A 16601-nucleotide genomic window follows, 5' to 3' on the forward strand; every position below is an offset into this window, starting at 1 on the left:
CGATCGGATCGCCTCTGCTACCGTTCCGGGCATGCCGGAACGGCGACACCGGGCAGACGCGCGGCGCAACACCGATCGGATCGCCCGAGCCGCGATCGAGGCCCTGGAGGAGTCGGGCGCGGGAGTCTCGCTCGACGAGGTCGCCCGCCGGGCCGGGGTCGGGATCGCCACCGTCTACCGACGGTTCGGCGACCGCGGCGGGCTGATCCGCGCGGCCTTCCTGACCTATTTCGCGGACGAGGTCGAGCCGCTCGCGCTCGCCGCCCGCGACGCGGACGACCCCGGGCAGGCGCTGGCCGCCGCACTCCAGGCGACCACCGAGACGCTCGCCGCGCACCGGGTGCTGCTCTCGGCGGCGAAGGAGTCCGGGGCGTTCACCGTCGACATCGCCGAGCGCTATCTCAGCCCTCTCGGCGACGTGCTCGCCGCCGCCCAGCGACGCGGCCAGATCCGCCGCGACCTGGTCATCCGGGACATCGCCGCCGTCGTCGTGATGGCGATGGCGACGGTGCAGCTGGGCGATCCGCCGGGCGCCGACCGCCGCCGCCACCTGGCCCTCCTGCTGGCCGGCATGCGCCCCTCCGACGAGCCGCTGCCCGCCCCCTCCCCCCGCCAGAGGCCGCCCGGCTACGCCGGCTGACCGGACCGGCCCTGCCTGCGGTATCCGCCGGGGGCGATGCCGTACTCGCGTTTGAAGGCGTTGGCGAAGGCGTACTCGGAGGTGTAGCCGGCGCGGGCCGCCACCTCGGCGAGCGGCGCGCCGGACTCGCGCAGCACGCGAGCCGCGCCGGTCAGCCGCCACCAGGTCAGGTACGTCAGCGGCGGCCGGCCGACCAGGGCGGTGAAGCGGCGGGCGAAGGCCGCCCTGGACAGCCCGGCCTTCGCGGCGAGGGTCCGCACGGTCCACGGGTGGGCGGGGTCGGCGTGCATCGCGTGCAGCGCGGCGCTGACGGCGGGGTCGGCCAGCGCCGCGGCCCAGCCGGTGGCGCCCGCTCCCGCCGGCCGCTCCGCGAACCAGGCGCGCAGGATGTACAGCAGCAGCATGTCGAGGAGGGCGAGCACGACGGTGTCCGCGCCGGGCCTGGGGCGGTCGATCTCGCCGGCGAGCAGGTCGATCGCGGCGCGAAGCTCGGGACGGCGGCCGAGGCCGGCGGGCAGGTGGATCATCTCGGGCAGGTCGCGGAGCAGCGGGTGGGCGCGGCCCGGATCGAGCCGGTAGCCGCCGCACAGCGTGACCGTGACCGCCCCGTCGCCGGGCACGGCGTCGGAGACGAACAGCTCGCCTTCCTCCAGCGGATCGCACACCGGCTCCCGCGGCGGCCGAGCCGACCCTGCGGCCATGCCGTACCCGTGGCCGTGCGGGAAGAAGACGACGTCGCCGACGCCGAGCGGGACCGGCTCCCCCGACGGCGGGTAGAGCCGGCACGAACCCCGGAGCACCACCTGGAACCCCGCCGACCCCGGCGCCGCGGGAAACCGCCTCCCCCAGGGCTCACGCCAGGCGACCCGCGCCGAACGCGGCGCCCCCGAGCGCATGAGCGCGATCACGTCGCTGAGCACATCCACCACACGAACCTAACACGAGACGATCACGTATCTTTCCGCGCCTTCGGAGCATTGGCCATCTCCCTCACCCCTCCTACGGTTGACCATCGATGGAACCTTTCGGGAAAGGGGCGGACGATGCCGCGACGGATTCTGGTCACGGGGGCGACGGGCACGGTCGGCCGCCGGGTGACGGCACAACTGACGGAGGCGGGCGTCCAGGTCCGCGCGATGACCCGCGGACCACTCCCCCGTCCGGCCACCCCGGCACCCGGAGCGCCGGCCCCGCGCCCTGCTCCCACGAGACCGGACGGCCTCCGCCCACGTGCCGCCGACGCGGTAGCCGCCGGGCGGGACCCGGGAGCGACCGGTCCGCTCGCGGATGGGCGAGACCCGGGAGCTATCGGTCCGCTCGCGGATGGGCGGGACCCGGGGGTCGGTGTGCCTGCGGGTGGGCGGCTTCTCGGGGTGGCCGGGGTTGAAGCGGTGTGGGGGGATTTGGGGGTCTTGGGGTCGGTGCGTGCGGCTTGTCAGGGGGTTGAGGCGGTTTTCCTGGTGTGGCCGTTCGCCTCGACCGACGGGCTGGAGGCGGTGCTGGAGGTGATGGCCAGGGAGGTCCGCAGGGTCGTCTACCTGTCGTCGGCAGCCGTGCGGGAGCACGAACGGCGGGCCGAGCGGCTGATCGAACGGTCGGGGCTGGAGTGGACGATCCTGCGCCCGCACGCCTTCGCGGCCAACGCCCTGCGCTGGGCCGGTCAGATCCGCGCCGGACAGGCACCCCGCGAGCCGTACGGCGGAGCCTCGGCATCCCCGGTCCGTGAAGCGTACGAGGGGGCATCCACATCCCCGGCGCGCGAGCCGTACGAGGGGACATCGGCCCGCGAGCCGTACGGCGGAGCCTCGGTGTCGCTGGTGCGTGGGCCGTACGGTGGAGCGGCGATGGCCGTGGTGCATGAAGGGGACATCGCGGCCGTCGCGGCGCGGGCGCTCGCCGGCGGGCACGCCGGCGCGGTCTACGAGCTGACCGGGCCGCAGTCGCTCACCCAGGCCGAGCAGGCGCGGATCATCGGCGAGGCGATCGGCCGCCCGGTGCGCTGGGAGGAGACCTCCCCGCAGGACGCCCGGCGGGAGATGGTGGACGCCGGTCTGCCGCCCGGGATCGCGGACGGCATCCTGCGCGCCCAGGCCGCGATGACCGCCGGCCCCGCCCCGGTCACCGCCACCGTGCGAGAGGTCACCGGAGCCCCGGCCCGCACCTTCCGCTCGTGGGCGGCGGAGCACGCCGCCGCGTTCCGCGCCGAGGGCTGAGCGGCCGGGCGCGGACGGGGCCGGCCGTGGGTGCGCCGCCGCCGGCGATCGGCGACCGGCGGCGGCGCACCCACGGCTTCATGGGCACCACGGATCCGAGGCGCGAACGGCGGTCAGGGTCTGCAAGTCCCGTCTCACCGCCCGCACATCAGAACCGTCAGCCGCAGTTAACGTCGGATGTCTTTTCCCGTCAAGAGCCTGAAAGGAGCCGACAGGACCGACCGGAAGTCTCCAAGACCCCGAAACCGCCGCCGATCTGAGCATATTCGGAGCATCTCGCACATAATTTCGAGTCCACCATCTGGGATACATCCGATGTAACAAGTCCGCCGCCCGCTTTACCTCTGCTTGACGCCCTCCGTGATCCATGTCACCGTTTCGTCGTAAGGCGACGAAAGGTCATGCCTTCGTCGTCGTTTCCCGGTCCCATAAGGTGCGGCGGCGCGCTCCTTTCGTGCAAGGAGTGGCGCATGCCTGTGTCAGCACGACGCTTATCCGCCGGTTTACGCGGCCCGCGCGCCGCATTCCGCGGGATGCTCCGGATCTTCGTCGCCCTCGTCCTGGCGGCCGTGGCCGCGCTGGTCGTGATGCCGGGCACGGCGTCGGCCGCGCCCCTGACCAAGGTCCTCGTCTTCTCCAAGACCGCCGGCTTCCGGCATTCGGCGATCGCGAACGGCATCGCGGCCGTCCGACAGCTCGGCTCCGCCAACGGGTTCACCGTGGACACCACCGAGGACGCCGCCGCCTTCACCACCGGCAACCTCGCGCAGTACCAGGCCGTCGTCTGGCTGTCCACCACCGGCGACGTGCTCAACGCCGCCCAGCAGACCGCCTTCCAGTCCTACATCTCGGCGGGCGGCGGCTACGTCGGCGTGCACGCCGCGGCGGACACCGAGTACGACTGGGCCTGGTACGGCGGGCTGGTCGGCGCCTACTTCAGCTCCCACCCGGCGACCCAGCAGGCGACGATCCGGGTGGAGGACCGGGCGAACGCCTCCACCTCGCACCTGCCGCCGACCTGGACCCGGACCGACGAGTGGTACAACTACCGGGCCAATCCGCGGGCCGGGGTGCGGGTCCTGGCGTCCCTGGTCGAGTCGTCGTACTCCGGCGGCACCATGGGAGACCACCCGATCACCTGGTGCCACGACTACTCCGGCGGCAGGGCCTGGTACACCGGTCTCGGCCACACCGAGGAGTCCTACGCCGACCCGAACTTCGCCAGGATGCTGCTCGGCGGCATCCAGATCGCGGCCCGCGCCAAGCCGGCCGACTGCCGTCCGGAGACCGGGTACACGCCGCTGTTCGACGGCACCCAGGCCAGCCTGAACCAGTGGCGGCAGGCGGGGCCCGGCGGCTTCACCCTGGCCGACGGCACGCTCACCTCCTTCGGCGGCATGGGCCTGCTGTGGTACCCGGTCAGCACGTTCTCCGACTACTCGCTCAGGCTCGACTGGATGATGCCCGGCGACGACAACGGCGGGGTCTTCATCGGCTTCCCCGATCCGCAGGGCGACCCGTGGAGACCGGTGGACCAGGGGCACGAGATCCAGATCGACGCCAGCGACGCCGATCCGACCCGCACGACGGGCAGCGTCTACAGCTTCAAGGCGCCGGACACCGCCCTGCGCGACGCGGCGCTCAACCCGCCCGGCTCGTGGAACGCCTACGAGATCGCCGTGCACGGGCAGCGCGTCGAGGTCTTCCTGAACGGCGTCAAGATCAACGACTACACGAGCACCCGGAACATCGCCGGCGGCTACATCGGCGTCCAGAACGACGGCGCCGGCCTCGACATCAACTACCGCAACATCCGGATCAAGCGGGACGGCGGTCCGCCGGCCGCCATCGATCTGGCCCGCGGCAAGCCGGTCAGCACCTCCAGCGTGGAGAGCGGCAGCGGGCACGTCGGCGCGAACGCGGTGGACGGCAACGCCGCAACCCGCTGGGGCAGCGCCTACAGCGACCCGCAGTGGATCTCCGTCGATCTCGGCGCCTCCTACGCGATCAACCGGGTCCGGCTGAACTGGGAGGCCGCTTACGGGAAGGCGTACCAGCTCCAGACCTCGGCCGACGGCACCACCTGGACCACCGTGCACACCACCACGACGAGCGACGGCGGCGTGGACGACGTCGACGTCACCGGCACCGGCCGCTACCTCCGCGTCCACGGCACCCAGCGCGCCCTGCCCGCCTACGGCTACTCGCTGTGGGACCTCGACGTGTACGGCACCTGACAGTTCGACCCGGCACCCCACCCGCGCACCCCCCAGGAGCTCCCGTGTCCGGTTCCGCGCGCCTTCGTCGCGCCTTATGTGCCCTCTTACTCGTCCTCGCCGGCGTGGCGGCGACCGCGCCGGCGACCGCCCCCGCAGCCGCCGCGTCCGCCACAGCCGCTGCCTCCGCCGCCTCCGCCAGGTCCAGCGCCGGGGCCGCCGCGCCGCCCCCGGCCAGCGCCTTCGAGAAGGTGAAGCTCGACGGCGGGCTGTCGATGGGCGAGCCCATCGAGCTGTCCGTGCTCCCCGACGGCAAGGTGCTGTACATCAACCGCGGCACCAGCACGGGGGGCGGCCAGGTCCGCCTGTACAACCCGGTCACCAGGGCCACCACCGTGGCGCTCACCGTGCAGCTCGACGCGCGGTTCGAGGACGGGCTGATCGGCATCACGATCCACCCCCGGTTCACCGAGAACCGCTGGGTGTACCTGTTCTACTCGCCCAAGGTGACCCCGCTGGTGAACCGGATCTCGCGGTTCACCTTCAACACCACGACCAACGTCCTCGACCCGGCCAGCGAGGACATGATCATCGAGTGGCCCACCGAGCGCGACCTGTGCTGCCACTCGGCCGGGTCGATGAGCTGGGACAGCGACGAGAACCTCTACTTCGCCGTGGGCGACAACACCAACTCCGGCGGCGACTCGGCGGGCATGGCCCCCATCGACGAACGGCCGAGCCGCAACCCGCAGTACGACGCGCAGCGCACCTCCGGCAACACCGACGACCTGCGCGGCAAGATCAACCGGATCCATCCGGAGAACAACGGCACCTACACGGTCCCGGCGGGCAACCTCTTCGCGCCGGGAACCGCCCAGACCAGGCCGGAGATCTACGTCATGGGCCTGCGCAACCCGTACCGGATCTGGGTCGACAGGGAGGCGGGCGACACCCTGTACTGGGGCGAGGTGGGCCCCGACGCGGGGGCGACGATCGCCAACCGGGGACCGGCGGCCTACGACGAGTTCAACCGGGCGACCGGGCCGGGCAACTACGGCTGGCCGTACTGCGGCGGGCCGAACGTCGCCTACAACGACTGGAACTTCGCGACCAACTCCCCGCGTGGCTGGTTCCCGTGCGGCGGCACGACCGGCCCGGTGAACGACTCGCCGCGCAACACCGGCCTGCGGCAGCTCCCGCCCACCAAGCCGGCCCTGGTCTGGGAGCAGCACGGCGGCAGCAAGGAGTGGCCGCAGCTCGACAACCCCGGCGGCTGCGGCTCCCCCAACCACGCCGAGGTCTACCACTACGACCCGGACCTGAACTCGGCGGTGAAGTGGCCCGAGTACTACGACGACACGCTCCTCATCTCCGAGTACTGCCGTAACTGGATCAAGGAGGTGCAGTTCGGCGGCGGCGACCCCGCCACCGCGGCGCCGACGGCCATCGAACCCGTGCTGGCCGGAATGAACCTGGTGCACCCCATCGACATGGAGTTCGGCCCGGACGGGTCGCTCTACCTGCTGGAGTACGGCAGCGGCTACTTCTCGGGCGCGGCGGACGCCGGGCTCTACAAGATCAACTACGTGCAGGGTGGCCGGTCCCCCGTCGCCCAGGCCAGAGCGGACAAGGACAACGGCCTGACCCCGCTCGCGGTCGCCTTCTCCAGCGCGGGAAGCACCGATCCCGACGGCGACCCGATCACCTACGCCTGGGACTTCGACGACAACGGCAGCGTCGACTCCACCGCGGCCAACCCGTCGTACACCTATACGACGAACGGCGACAAGCGGGCCAGGCTGACGGTCCGGGATCCGGCCGGGCACACCGGCACCACGGTGATCCCGATCGTGGTGGGCAACAACCGGCCGGCGGTCACGCTGTCCGGGCTGCCCGACGGCGGCGTCTTCAGCTGGGAGCAGGACCTGAACGCGACCGCGTCGGCGACCGACGCCCAGGACGGCGCCCCGGCCTGCGGTTCCGTCGTCATCCGCGCCGCGCTCGGCCACCAGGAGCACGCCCACGAGGAAGGCGAGGGCACCGGCTGCGGGGCCACCTTCAACACCGGGCCGGTGCACGCCGGGCCGGACGCGATCCAGTTCTTCGTCATCCGGGCGAGCTACACCGACCGCGGCGCGACCGGCACCGTCCCGCTCACCGGGGAGAAGGAGATCTCGCTCTGGCCCCGGCAGTGGCAGGCCGAGCACTACGAGCAGCTCAACGGCCCGCGGGTGGTGGACCAGACGGCGGCCGAGGGCGGCAGGCGGCTGGGCGACATCCAGAGCGGCGAATGGGTCAGGCACCACCGGGTCAGCCTGAAGGGGATCACCGGCGTCCGCGCCAGGGTGTCCTCGGCCAACCAGGGCGGCACCCTGTCCTTCCGCCTCGGCTCGCCCACCGGCACCGAGGTCGCCCGGCTGACCGTGGGCGGCACCGGCGGCTGGGACAACTACGCCGAGGTGACCGGCACGGTCACCCGCCCCGACGACGGCACGTACGACCTGTACATCGTCTTCACCGGGGTGAACACCGGCACCAACGCGCTGTTCGACCTGGACAGCTACACCTTCACCGGCCCGGGCGTCAGCACCCCGCCCGGCACCGGCACCGGCACCGACCTGGCCCGCGGCAAGCCGGTCACCACGTCCAGCGTGGAGTCCGGCAACGCGCTGGTCGGCGCGAACGCGGTGGACGGCAACGCCGCAACCCGGTGGAGCAGCGCCTACAGCGACCCGCAGTGGATCACCGTCGATCTCGGCGCGTCGTACACGATCGACCGGGTCCGGCTGAACTGGGAGGCCGCGTACGGCAGGGCGTACCAGGTGCAGACGTCGCCCGACGGCGCCACCTGGACGACCGTCTTCAACACGGCGGGCGGCGACGGCGGCGTGGACGACCTCACGGTGACCGGAACCGGGCGATACGTCCGCGTCTACGGCACCCAGCGCAGCCTCGCCGCCTACGGCTACTCGCTGTGGGACCTCAACGTGTACGGCACGCCGGCCACGGCCGCCTCCCTGCTGTCCCGGGGGCGGCCGGTCACCACGTCCAGCGTGGAGGCCGGCAACGGCCGGGTCGGCGCCAACGCGGTGGACGGCGACGCCGCCACCCGGTGGAGCAGCGCCTACAGCGACCCGCAGTGGATCAGCGTGGACCTCGGCGCCTCGCGGTCCATCAGCCGGGTGCGGCTGAGCTGGGAGGCCGCCTACGGCAGGGCGTACCAGATCCAGACGTCGCCCAACGGCACCACCTGGACCACGATCCACACCACCACCGCCGGAGACGGCGGCGTGGACGACCTCACGGTGACCGGGAACGGGAGATACGTCCGCGTCTACGGCACCCAACGTTCCCTGCCCGCCTACGGCTACTCGCTGTGGGAGCTGGACGTGTACGGCGCCTGACGGCGCCCGCTCGCCGCCGGGACCCCGCGCCCGGCGGCGAGCGCCGCTCCGGTGCGGGTCAGCCCGTCCCGGTGGGCACGTGGATCACCGCGAAGTCGGTGGCGACCGAGGTCCACGGCATGATGATGAGCGCGCCGTCCCGCTCCAGCACCCGGGCCCGCTCCCCGTCCGTGCCGTACGCCTGCGGCAGCTCCGCCACCCCGGCGGCCTTGCCGGTTGCCGCGTCGAGCCGCACCAGCCGGGGAGACAGGTCGCGCCGGTCGCCCGCCTCCAGGGCGAGCAGTCCCCGCTCGTCGGCGCGGACGTAGGTCAGCATCGTGTCGCGGGTGCCCGAGGACTCCCAGACCTGTTTGCCGGTCCTGAGGTCGACGGCGATCGCCCGGTTGCGGGAGCGCGCCAAGCCCGGCACGTTCTCCGGGAAGGTCGCGAGGTAGAGCCGGTCGCCGTGCACGGTGACGCGGTACTGCTCGGTCAGGCCGTCGATGAAGGCGACCCTGTTCATCGGCAGGAGGTCGATCTTGCCGGTGCTGAAGTCGCCGAGCTTGCCGCCCCGGCTGTCGAACGCGGTGAAGAAGTTCTTGTCGCCCTGGTCGTCCAGCTTGATGACCAGCGGATCGACCGACAGCACCACGGCCGACAGGCCGAGGTCGGTGAGCGGGCGCCGCCAGGTCGTCTTGCCGGTCCGCGCGTCGAGCATCGCGACGCTGTCGCCGCCGTCGAGGTAGCACTCGGTGATCACGGCCACCCGGATCCCCGCGCCGTTGACCGCCCGGATGCGGCACCCGTCCGGCGCCCTGACCGTCCACGCCCTGGCGCCGTCGGACAGGCGGTAGCCGTACAGGGCGTCCTCCACGTGGAGCACCGCCATGCCGTCCGCGCCCATGATCTGCGGGGCGATGAGCGAGGTGGCCAGCCGGGACTTCTCCGCCGGGATCCTGACCTTCCAGGTGATCCTGCCGGTGGCGGCGTCCACACCCGCCAGGCGGTCGCAGAGCGTGGCGCTGCCGTAGGCGACCGCGCCCCTGCCGCCGGACGGGTCGGGGGTGGCGCCGCAGAGCTGCTCGCCGGGCGAGGGGGTGCCCCAGGCGCGTTTGCCGGTCTTCAGGTCGTAGGCCAGCAGCCCGTCCTTCTGCACCCGGACGAAGGTCGTGCCGGTCTGCCAGCCGGCGTAGGCCAGGCCGGTGGTGAAGTCGGAGCTGCCGGCGTTGGTGAGCGGCACCGCCCAGGTGGCGCTCGCGGCCTCGGCGGCCGGGGCGCCGGTCCCCGCGTCCGGGCCGGTCCCGGCCACGAACCACGCGGTGCCCGCGCCCACCGCCAGCAGCACGACCAGGCCGAGCGCGACGAACAGCACGGTCCCGCCCCTGCGCCGCGGCTCCCGCGCCGGCGGCCCCTGCGGGGGATACCAGGGCGCCTGCCCCGGAGGCGGTGGCGGAGGCGGTGGCAACTGGCCCGGGGGCGGCGACTGGCGCGGGGCGGAGGGCTGGGCGGGTCCGTTCGGCGGCGGGAGGTGGACCTGCTGGGCGGGGTGCGGCGGGGGAAGGTCGCCGGGCGGCGGCGGGGGGAACGGGGCCTGCCGCGCCCAGGGGGGCGGCGGCGGAGGAGCGTAGCCCTGGGCGGGGTGGCCCGGCGGGGGTCCCGGGGGGCCGTATCCCTGAGCGGGGTGGTGGCCCTGCGGGGCGGGTCCCGGGGGGCCGTATCCCTGAGCGGGGTGGTGGCCCTGCGGGGCGGGTCCCTGGGGGCTGGGGCCCTGAGGGGGGTGGCCGGGTTGTTCCCAGGGGGCCGCCGGTCCGGGCTGCGGGGGGCCGTATCCCTGCGGTCCCCGGTGCCCGCCGTATGGATCTCCGTTGTTCGGGTCCGTCATGTTCCACTCCCCCGTTCAGGTGAGCTGCCGGCGGGCGTAGTCCGCCCACTGCCGCTCGAAGTTCGCCTTGCCCACGCCCAGCGCCTGGAAGAACGCCGACTCGCTCTCGTCGCCGTCCGCCCGGTAGGCCGCGACCACCGCGCCGACCAGCTTCCGCTCGCCGTACCGCTCGGCCGCGTAGCGGATGGCGAGGTGCCCCATGAAGTAGTTGAGGCTGCCCATGCCCTTGTAGGTCCAGGTCGTGTTGTCGGGCAGCCTGCCTTCGAACGGCAGCGGGAAGCGGCCCGCGAGGTACGCCTGACCTTCGTCGAAGCGCAGGTTCTGGTTGATCGGCCGCCCGCGGTTGGCGACGTACTCGGCGAAGCCCTCGATGATCCAGTTCGGTTTGCCGAAGAGCGAGAAGCCCGCGCTGTCCAGGCTCGCGACGAGCGAGTGCGCGAACTCGTGCGTGGTGACCTCCTTGATGCCCTGCCCGGAGTCGAAGAAGTCCGACGCCGCGTCCAGGACGATCCGGGTGCCGCCGATCTTCACGTCGTCGCCCAGGCCCCAGCTCGGCATCGGGATGGACACGCCGGCCTCGCCGGTCACCTTCTCCTTGCGGAACAGGTTGCCGAGCTGCGCGGGCCCGTCGGCCAGGGCGACCACGAATCCCGCGGGGACCGGGGCGCCCTGCTCACCGCTGCGCTGCCAGAAATCGCGGACGTCGGAGGTGGCTCCGGCGACGGTGGGCGCGATCCTGCGGGCGAGGGCGGCGTCCTGCGGCCGGGCGAGGATGATGCTCGAACCCGCCTGCACCAGCGATATGTCCGGCCAGATGTCCCACGGCCCCGGGTAGTACACCGTCTTGGATCCCCCACCGGCGCTGAACGGGGGCGGCGCCCCGCCCACCTTGGTGACGACCAGGGGCGCGCCGGCGGACGCCTTCTCGATGGTCCAGCGGTACCACTCCGTCACGGGGCGCAGGTCGATGCCGGCGATCCGGTGCACGAAGGCGACGTCCTGCTCGAACTTCACCCCTCGCCCGAAGTTGTCCTCGGCGCGGCCCACCCGGCGCAGCACCTGGTAGGACGTCTCGATCATCGGCACCTTGCGCAGGTTGGCGAAGACCCTGGACTGTTCCCTGACCAGCGCGGTGTTCTTCTGGTCGAAGATCGAGGTGAACTGCTTGGCGTCGCCGGCGGCCAGTGCCCTGCCGTGCGCGGCCATCAGCGCGTTGATCTCCTCGTCGGACACCACGACCGCCTGCGGGTCGGCGCCGCCCGTCGCCGCCGCCGCGAGCTCCCGTTCCGGCGCGGGACCGGCCGCGCCGCCTCCCCGCAGCACCAGCCCCACCCCGGCGCCCACCGCGACGACCAGCACCAGGGACAGGACGCCCAGCGTCACCCACAGGCCGGTCCTGCGCCGGCGCTCGGGCGGCCGCTGCTGCCACTGCGGCGGCGGCCCCTGCAACTGCGGCGGTCCCTGCGGTGATCCCTGCGGCGGTCCCGACGGTGGCCAAGGTGGTGGCCCCGCCGGTGGTCCTGCCGGTGGTCCCGGTGCTGGTCCGTGGGGTGGGCCCGGTGGCGGCCCCTGCCACTGGGGAGGTCCCTGCCACGGTGGCGGCTGAGCCGGATACTGAGGGTGATAACCCGACCCTGTCATCACTTACGCCCCGTAATCGATCAAATAAACCGAAAGGTGGGAATCGTATCAGTGGTGTGATCCCGCCACACCGCAGCTCGGGCAGGTCACGGGAGCGGTGGGCGCGCCTCAGGCGAGGACCTTGTCCAGGAAGTCGGACAGTTTCCCCCTGGTGCGCTCGATCTGCTCCTCGACCGTGAGGGACTCCTCCAGGCGTCCCCCGAGGTCCGGGATCTTCCTGCCGCGCACGTACAGCGAGCAGGCGAGGTCGGTGCACACGTACACGCCGACCGAGTTGCTCTCCCGGCCCGCCTGGCCGGCCCGGCGGGCGGTCATCAGGGAGACGCCGGTGCCGGGGTGGGTGGTCAGGCACAGGGAGCACATGCCTCGGTGCAGGCGCCCGCGCTGCTGCGCGGACAGCCGTAGCGCGACGCCGACGACCTCGCCGCCGCGTTCGGCGACGAGGTAGCCGCGGTCAGGGGCGCCGGGCTCGCGCCACCCCAGGAAGTCCAGGTCCTCCCAGGGCTGCACGGCCAGATCCCGCGGCACCGCGAGCCGTTTGGCCTCTCCCTTGGAGCAGTTGACGAACGACACGCGGATCTCCTGCTCGGTCAGTGCTTTCATGGCGGGGAACGGTACAGCGCCTATGCTTATTAGGCAAATGCCTAGAGACTCTAGGAAGGTGGAAGCGCGGATGGCTCGTGCGGGACTGACGGCGGAGCGCGTCACGAAGGCGGCCGCGGATCTGGCGGACGCCGTCGGGTTCGAGAACATCACCGTGTCGGCGCTGGCACGCGGCTTCGGGGTGAAGGACGCGAGCCTGTACTCACATGTCAGGAACCTGCAGGATCTGCGGGAACGGGTGACGTTGCTGGCCGCGGGCGAACTGGCCGACCGGATCGCGGCGGCGGTCGCGGGCCGGTCGGGCAAGGAGGCCATGACCGCGTTCGCCAACGCCTACCGGGACTACGCGCTGGCCCATCCCGGCCGTTACACGGCGACGCAGTCCCCGGTGGACCCCGCGGTCCTCGCCACCTCCACCGCCTACTTCCGCAGCATCGAGCTCACCCACGCCATGCTGCGCGCCTACGGGCTGTCCGACCCCGAGCTCACGGACGCCGGCCGCCTGATGCGCAGCGCCTTCCACGGCTACATCACCATCGAGGCCAGCGGCGGTTTCAGCCATTCCCGCGACGTGCAGGAGTCCTGGGAGCGCGCCCTGGACGCCCTCCACCTCATGCTGGAGAACTGGCCGGCCGACCCGTCCCGGCACGCGGCGGGCGGCGAGAAGACGTGACCGACGACCCCGGGGGTGACCCGGAGTCGTCCCCGGGCCACCCCGCCCGCACGCCGGTGCAGCCGGTAGCCCGGCTCGGTACCCCCGCCGAGCCCGGCGCTACCAGGACACCCAGGGGCTCTCCGCGCCGCCGCTCCACGTGGCCGCGCCCGCCTGCTTCCAGCGCTGCCGTACGTTGGTCCTCGCGCCGCCGGAGCGTGGCGGCGAGGTGACGACGAACGGGCCGCAGGTGACGACCGTGCCCGGCGCGCCGAGCGCGAGGCCGGCGCAGGTGTAAGGCTGGGAGACGTTGGTCTCCGCGTCGGAGTTGTAGAGCTGGACGTTCACGTCCGCGCGGGCCGCGCCGGTCCCCCGCACCCGCCCGAGCAGGTAGAACCGGTCCCCCACCACCGCCATGCACGGAGAGATCTCGGCGAACTTGCCGGCGGCGACCCAGGCCCGGCAGCGGTACTCCGGGACCACCTTCTCCGGCGTCGGCGTCGGCGTAGGCCGGGGCTTCCTCGTCGGGGGAATCGACGACGGGTCGGGGGCCTCCTTCGGAGGAGTCTCTTTCCTGGTCGCCGTCCGCCGCGGCGTCGGCGAGCCGGAGGGCCGCGTGGGCGGGGACGGCTCCGCGGTGGGCTCCGGCCTGGCCGTCCTGGGCACCCGGCTGCGCGACGGCTTCGGCTCCGGGGAGGAGACGGCCGGGGTGGTGACCGGCGCGGCGGGCGTCGGCGTGGTCGTCGGCTCCGGGGGCGGCGTGGCGCTCTGCGCCGCCGCCATCAGGTCGGCCGGCTGCCACGGGGCGACGGCCACCACCACCCCGGCGGACACGACCAGCGCCCCCGCGACGACCGCCGTCACCAGCACCGGCGCGGAACGCGCCCGCCGCCTGGAAGGAACGGTCCCGGCACCCGGTACGGCGGGCGGCGCGAGCTGCTCACCGGCGAGCGGCTCGCTGGTGAGCAGGGGGTCGGCTCCCCTGCCGACCGGCGGCAGCGCCGGCAGCCCGGCCAGCGACGGCCCCGCCGCGCGCAGCGCCGCCGCGACGTGGCCGATCGGAGGACGCGCGGCCGGGTCCTTCGCGATGCACTGGATGATGACCGACCACAGCGCGTCGGGCATCCCGGGCAGCCGTTTCGGCGCCGCGGTCGCGTGCTGGCGGAGCACCGCCATCGGGTGGTCGCCGGTGAAGGGGGGCCGTCCCGCGAGGAGTTCGTAGAGGATCAGGCCGGTGGCGTAGACGTCCATCGCCGCGGTGGGCGGGCGGCCTTCCGCGACCTCCGGCGGCAGGTACGTCGGGGTGCCGATGATCGAGGTGGTCTGGGTGAGACGGGGGCCGTGCACGATGCGGGCCACGCCGAAGTCGCTCAGCCGTACCCGCCCGGTGCCTGCCTCGACCAGGATGTTCGCCGGCTTGACGTCGCGGTGCACGACACCCTCGGCGTGCGCGGCGGTCAGCGCGTCGGCCACCTGGATCATCAGCGCGGCGGCCTCGGCCGGAGGCAGCGTGCCGCGCCGGGTCAGCAGCCGGTGCAGGTCGCCGCCGTCGACGAGGTCCATCACCAGCGCCAGGCAGTCGCCCTCGACCACGAAGTCGCGCATCGTGATCACGTTGGGGTGCCGGAGCGTGCGCAGCACGTTGCGCTCCTGCACGAACCGCAGCACCAGGTCGGGATCCCCCGACAGGCTGTCCCGCAGCAGCTTCACCGCCACGATCTCGCCGGTGTCCCTGGCCCGCGCCCGCCACACGGTCCCCATCGCCCCGGAGCCGATCTCATCCAGAAGCAGATATCTGCTGAGAGACGCCCCCGATCCTCCCGTGACCATTACCCCGCCCCGCTCTCCCTCGGAAGATCATGGTCACAATAGTCAGTTCTGCCCCAAATATCTCTCAATCCGGGGCGACGGTCCAGTCCGCTTCCTGCGGGCTACCGTTTCGCCCGTCTGCCCGGCTTCGCCGCCCTGCTCCGCTTCCCCTGGGCACCCGGCTTCGCCGCCGTGCCCGGCTTCGCCCGTGCGCCTGGCTCCGACGTCGTGTCCGGCCAGTGGGGCGGGCGGGTGAGTGACGGCGGGAGCCTGGTGGCGGCGTCGCCGTTGGCCGCGTCGAGCTGGGACTGGGTCAGATAGAGGGCGCCGGTGAGGTCGGCGCCACGCAGGTCGGCGTTTCTCGTGTCGGCGCCGATGAGGTCGGCCATCCGCAGGTCGGCGCCCCTGAGGTCGGCTCCGATGAGGTACGCGCCGCGCAGGCCGGCGCCCCTGAGGTCGGCGCCCCGCAGGTCGGCCCCGATCAGGTCGGCGCCCCTGTGGTCCTGCCGGCCCCGGATGCCGGCCCGGGCGAGCTCACCGGCGCGCAGCAGCAGGGCGTTCACGTTCTGCCGGTGCGCCGCGACGTCGAGCTCCACCAGGGACTCGGGCGGCTCCCCGGTGAGACGCTCGGTCTCGGCGAGCAGGTCGCGCAGCTCGCCGTGGATCGGGCGGGCCGCCTCCAGCGTCAGCGCCTCGGCCAGGTAGTAGAGCAGCTCGTGCAGGTGCCGCATGACCGGGAAGACGTCGAACATCCGCTTCGCGGTCTCCGGCGCCCGCCGCCAGTCCCGCCCGTGGAAGGTGACCTGGGAGACCTTCTGGCCCGCGCCGAAGCAGTCGTAGACCGTGCACCCCGGGAAGCCCTTCTGCCGCAGGTCCCGATGGACGCCGCAGCGGAAGTCCTGCCGCAGGTTGGGACACGCCTGCCAGGCGCGCTTGTCGATCGCGAAGTCCGCCGAGGCCGCGAAGGCCGGCACCACGCAGCACAGCGCGAAGCAGCTCGCGCAGTCGGCGCGCAGGTCCGCGCGGCCTCCGCCGGGAAGGGGGCCTGCGGGATCGGGGTTGGCGGACAAGGCGCGTGCTCTCCCGTCGGTCGGTCATGCCGTACGGGCACCGCGGCCCGCCGCGTCGGTCAGCGTACCGCCCGCCCACGACACCCGGTGGAACGCCCGCCTCCAGCGCGCGGCGGTACCGCCCCGGCGAGACGGCGGGCCGCCCGCCCCGCCGCACAGGGCGGAACGCCCGGCCTACGTACGGCGCCGCCGCAGCCGCCGCAAGAGCGGCCATCCGCCGAGACCGAGTACCAGGGCCGCGCCCGCGTAGATCCACCACGTGGACCACCCGTAGGAGTTCGCGGACGTGGCGGCGACGGAGGACGCGTCCACCGTGGTGGAAGCGGCGGCCGGGGTCGCCGCACCGGCGGGGGCGGAGGGCGTTGTCGCCGCACCGGCGGGGGCGGAGGGCGTTGTCGCCGCACCGGCGGGGGCGGAGGGCGTTGTCGCCGCACCGGCGGGGGCGGAGGGCGTTGTCGCCGCACCGGCGGGGGCGGAGGGCGTTGTCGCCGC

12 protein-coding genes are annotated in these 16601 nt (G+C 73.2%); 5 read left to right on the plus strand and 7 right to left on the minus strand.

From position 1 onward, the window contains the following. Positions 1–31 precede the first annotated feature (31 nt). Positions 32–640: a TetR/AcrR family transcriptional regulator gene (locus tag QSK26_RS07840; protein ID WP_285774323.1), complete on the plus strand. Its 609-nt coding sequence runs from the start codon at positions 32–34 to the stop codon at positions 638–640. Here the strand turns inward: QSK26_RS07840 and QSK26_RS07845 are convergent. Further along, on the minus strand, positions 628–1566 hold the full coding sequence (locus tag QSK26_RS07845; RefSeq protein WP_285774324.1) for an AraC family transcriptional regulator: 939 nt from the start codon (positions 1564–1566) through the stop codon (positions 628–630). The genes QSK26_RS07840 and QSK26_RS07845 overlap by 13 nt on opposite strands. Positions 1567–1776: 210 nt before the next feature. On the opposite strand from QSK26_RS07845, the gene QSK26_RS07850 reads away from it, so the two are divergent. From QSK26_RS07850 to QSK26_RS07860, 3 genes are all read left to right on the plus strand, one after another. After that, positions 1777–2853, plus strand: coding sequence for an NAD(P)H-binding protein (locus QSK26_RS07850; RefSeq protein WP_285774658.1), 1077 nt, complete (start codon positions 1777–1779; stop codon positions 2851–2853). Between the two features lie 533 nt (positions 2854–3386). Then, positions 3387–5090 carry a ThuA domain-containing protein gene (locus tag QSK26_RS07855; protein WP_285774325.1) on the plus strand — a complete coding sequence of 568 codons (1704 nt, stop codon included), beginning with the start codon at positions 3387–3389 and terminating at the stop codon, positions 5088–5090. 44 nt (positions 5091–5134) lie between these two features. After that, positions 5135–8473, plus strand: coding sequence for a galactose-binding domain-containing protein (locus tag QSK26_RS07860; RefSeq protein ID WP_285774326.1), 3339 nt, complete (start codon positions 5135–5137; stop codon positions 8471–8473). 58 nt (positions 8474–8531) lie between these two features. On the opposite strand, the gene QSK26_RS07865 is transcribed toward QSK26_RS07860, so the two are convergent. From QSK26_RS07865 to QSK26_RS07875, 3 genes are all read right to left on the minus strand, one after another. Continuing rightward, complete coding sequence (locus QSK26_RS07865; RefSeq protein ID WP_285774327.1) at positions 8532–9824, minus strand: outer membrane protein assembly factor BamB family protein; 1293 nt, start codon at positions 9822–9824, stop codon at positions 8532–8534. Between the two features lie 525 nt (positions 9825–10349). Then, the gene (locus tag QSK26_RS07870; RefSeq protein ID WP_285774328.1) at positions 10350–11783 is read right to left on the minus strand and encodes a hypothetical protein; all 1434 of its coding nucleotides are present in this window, start codon (positions 11781–11783) and stop codon (positions 10350–10352) included. A 300-nt stretch (positions 11784–12083) separates the two neighbouring features. After that, positions 12084–12578 carry an FBP domain-containing protein gene (locus QSK26_RS07875; protein WP_285774329.1) on the minus strand — a complete coding sequence of 165 codons (495 nt, stop codon included), beginning with the start codon at positions 12576–12578 and terminating at the stop codon, positions 12084–12086. A 70-nt stretch (positions 12579–12648) separates the two neighbouring features. On the opposite strand from QSK26_RS07875, the gene QSK26_RS07880 reads away from it, so the two are divergent. Then, positions 12649–13251 (plus strand): TetR/AcrR family transcriptional regulator, encoded by a 603-nt coding sequence (locus QSK26_RS07880; protein WP_285774330.1) that lies wholly within the window; start codon positions 12649–12651, stop codon positions 13249–13251. Positions 13252–13350: 99 nt separating this feature from the next. On the opposite strand, the gene QSK26_RS07885 is transcribed toward QSK26_RS07880, so the two are convergent. The 3 genes from QSK26_RS07885 to QSK26_RS07895 form a co-directional block, all read right to left on the minus strand. Next, positions 13351–15060 (minus strand): serine/threonine-protein kinase, encoded by a 1710-nt coding sequence (locus QSK26_RS07885; protein WP_285774331.1) that lies wholly within the window; start codon positions 15058–15060, stop codon positions 13351–13353. A gap of 101 nt (positions 15061–15161) precedes the next feature. Then, a complete protein-coding gene (locus tag QSK26_RS07890; RefSeq protein WP_285774332.1) occupies positions 15162–16109 on the minus strand; it encodes a pentapeptide repeat-containing protein in 948 nt (315 codons plus the stop codon). Positions 16110–16283: 174 nt separating this feature from the next. After that, positions 16284–16601, minus strand: a 318-nt coding sequence (locus QSK26_RS07895; protein ID WP_285774333.1) for a hypothetical protein, incomplete at its 5' end; no start/stop codon positions are given.

Origin of the sequence: Microtetraspora sp. NBRC 13810 (assembly GCF_030268685.1) — a bacterium.
Classification (GTDB): domain Bacteria; phylum Actinomycetota; class Actinomycetes; order Streptosporangiales; family Streptosporangiaceae; genus BSRQ01.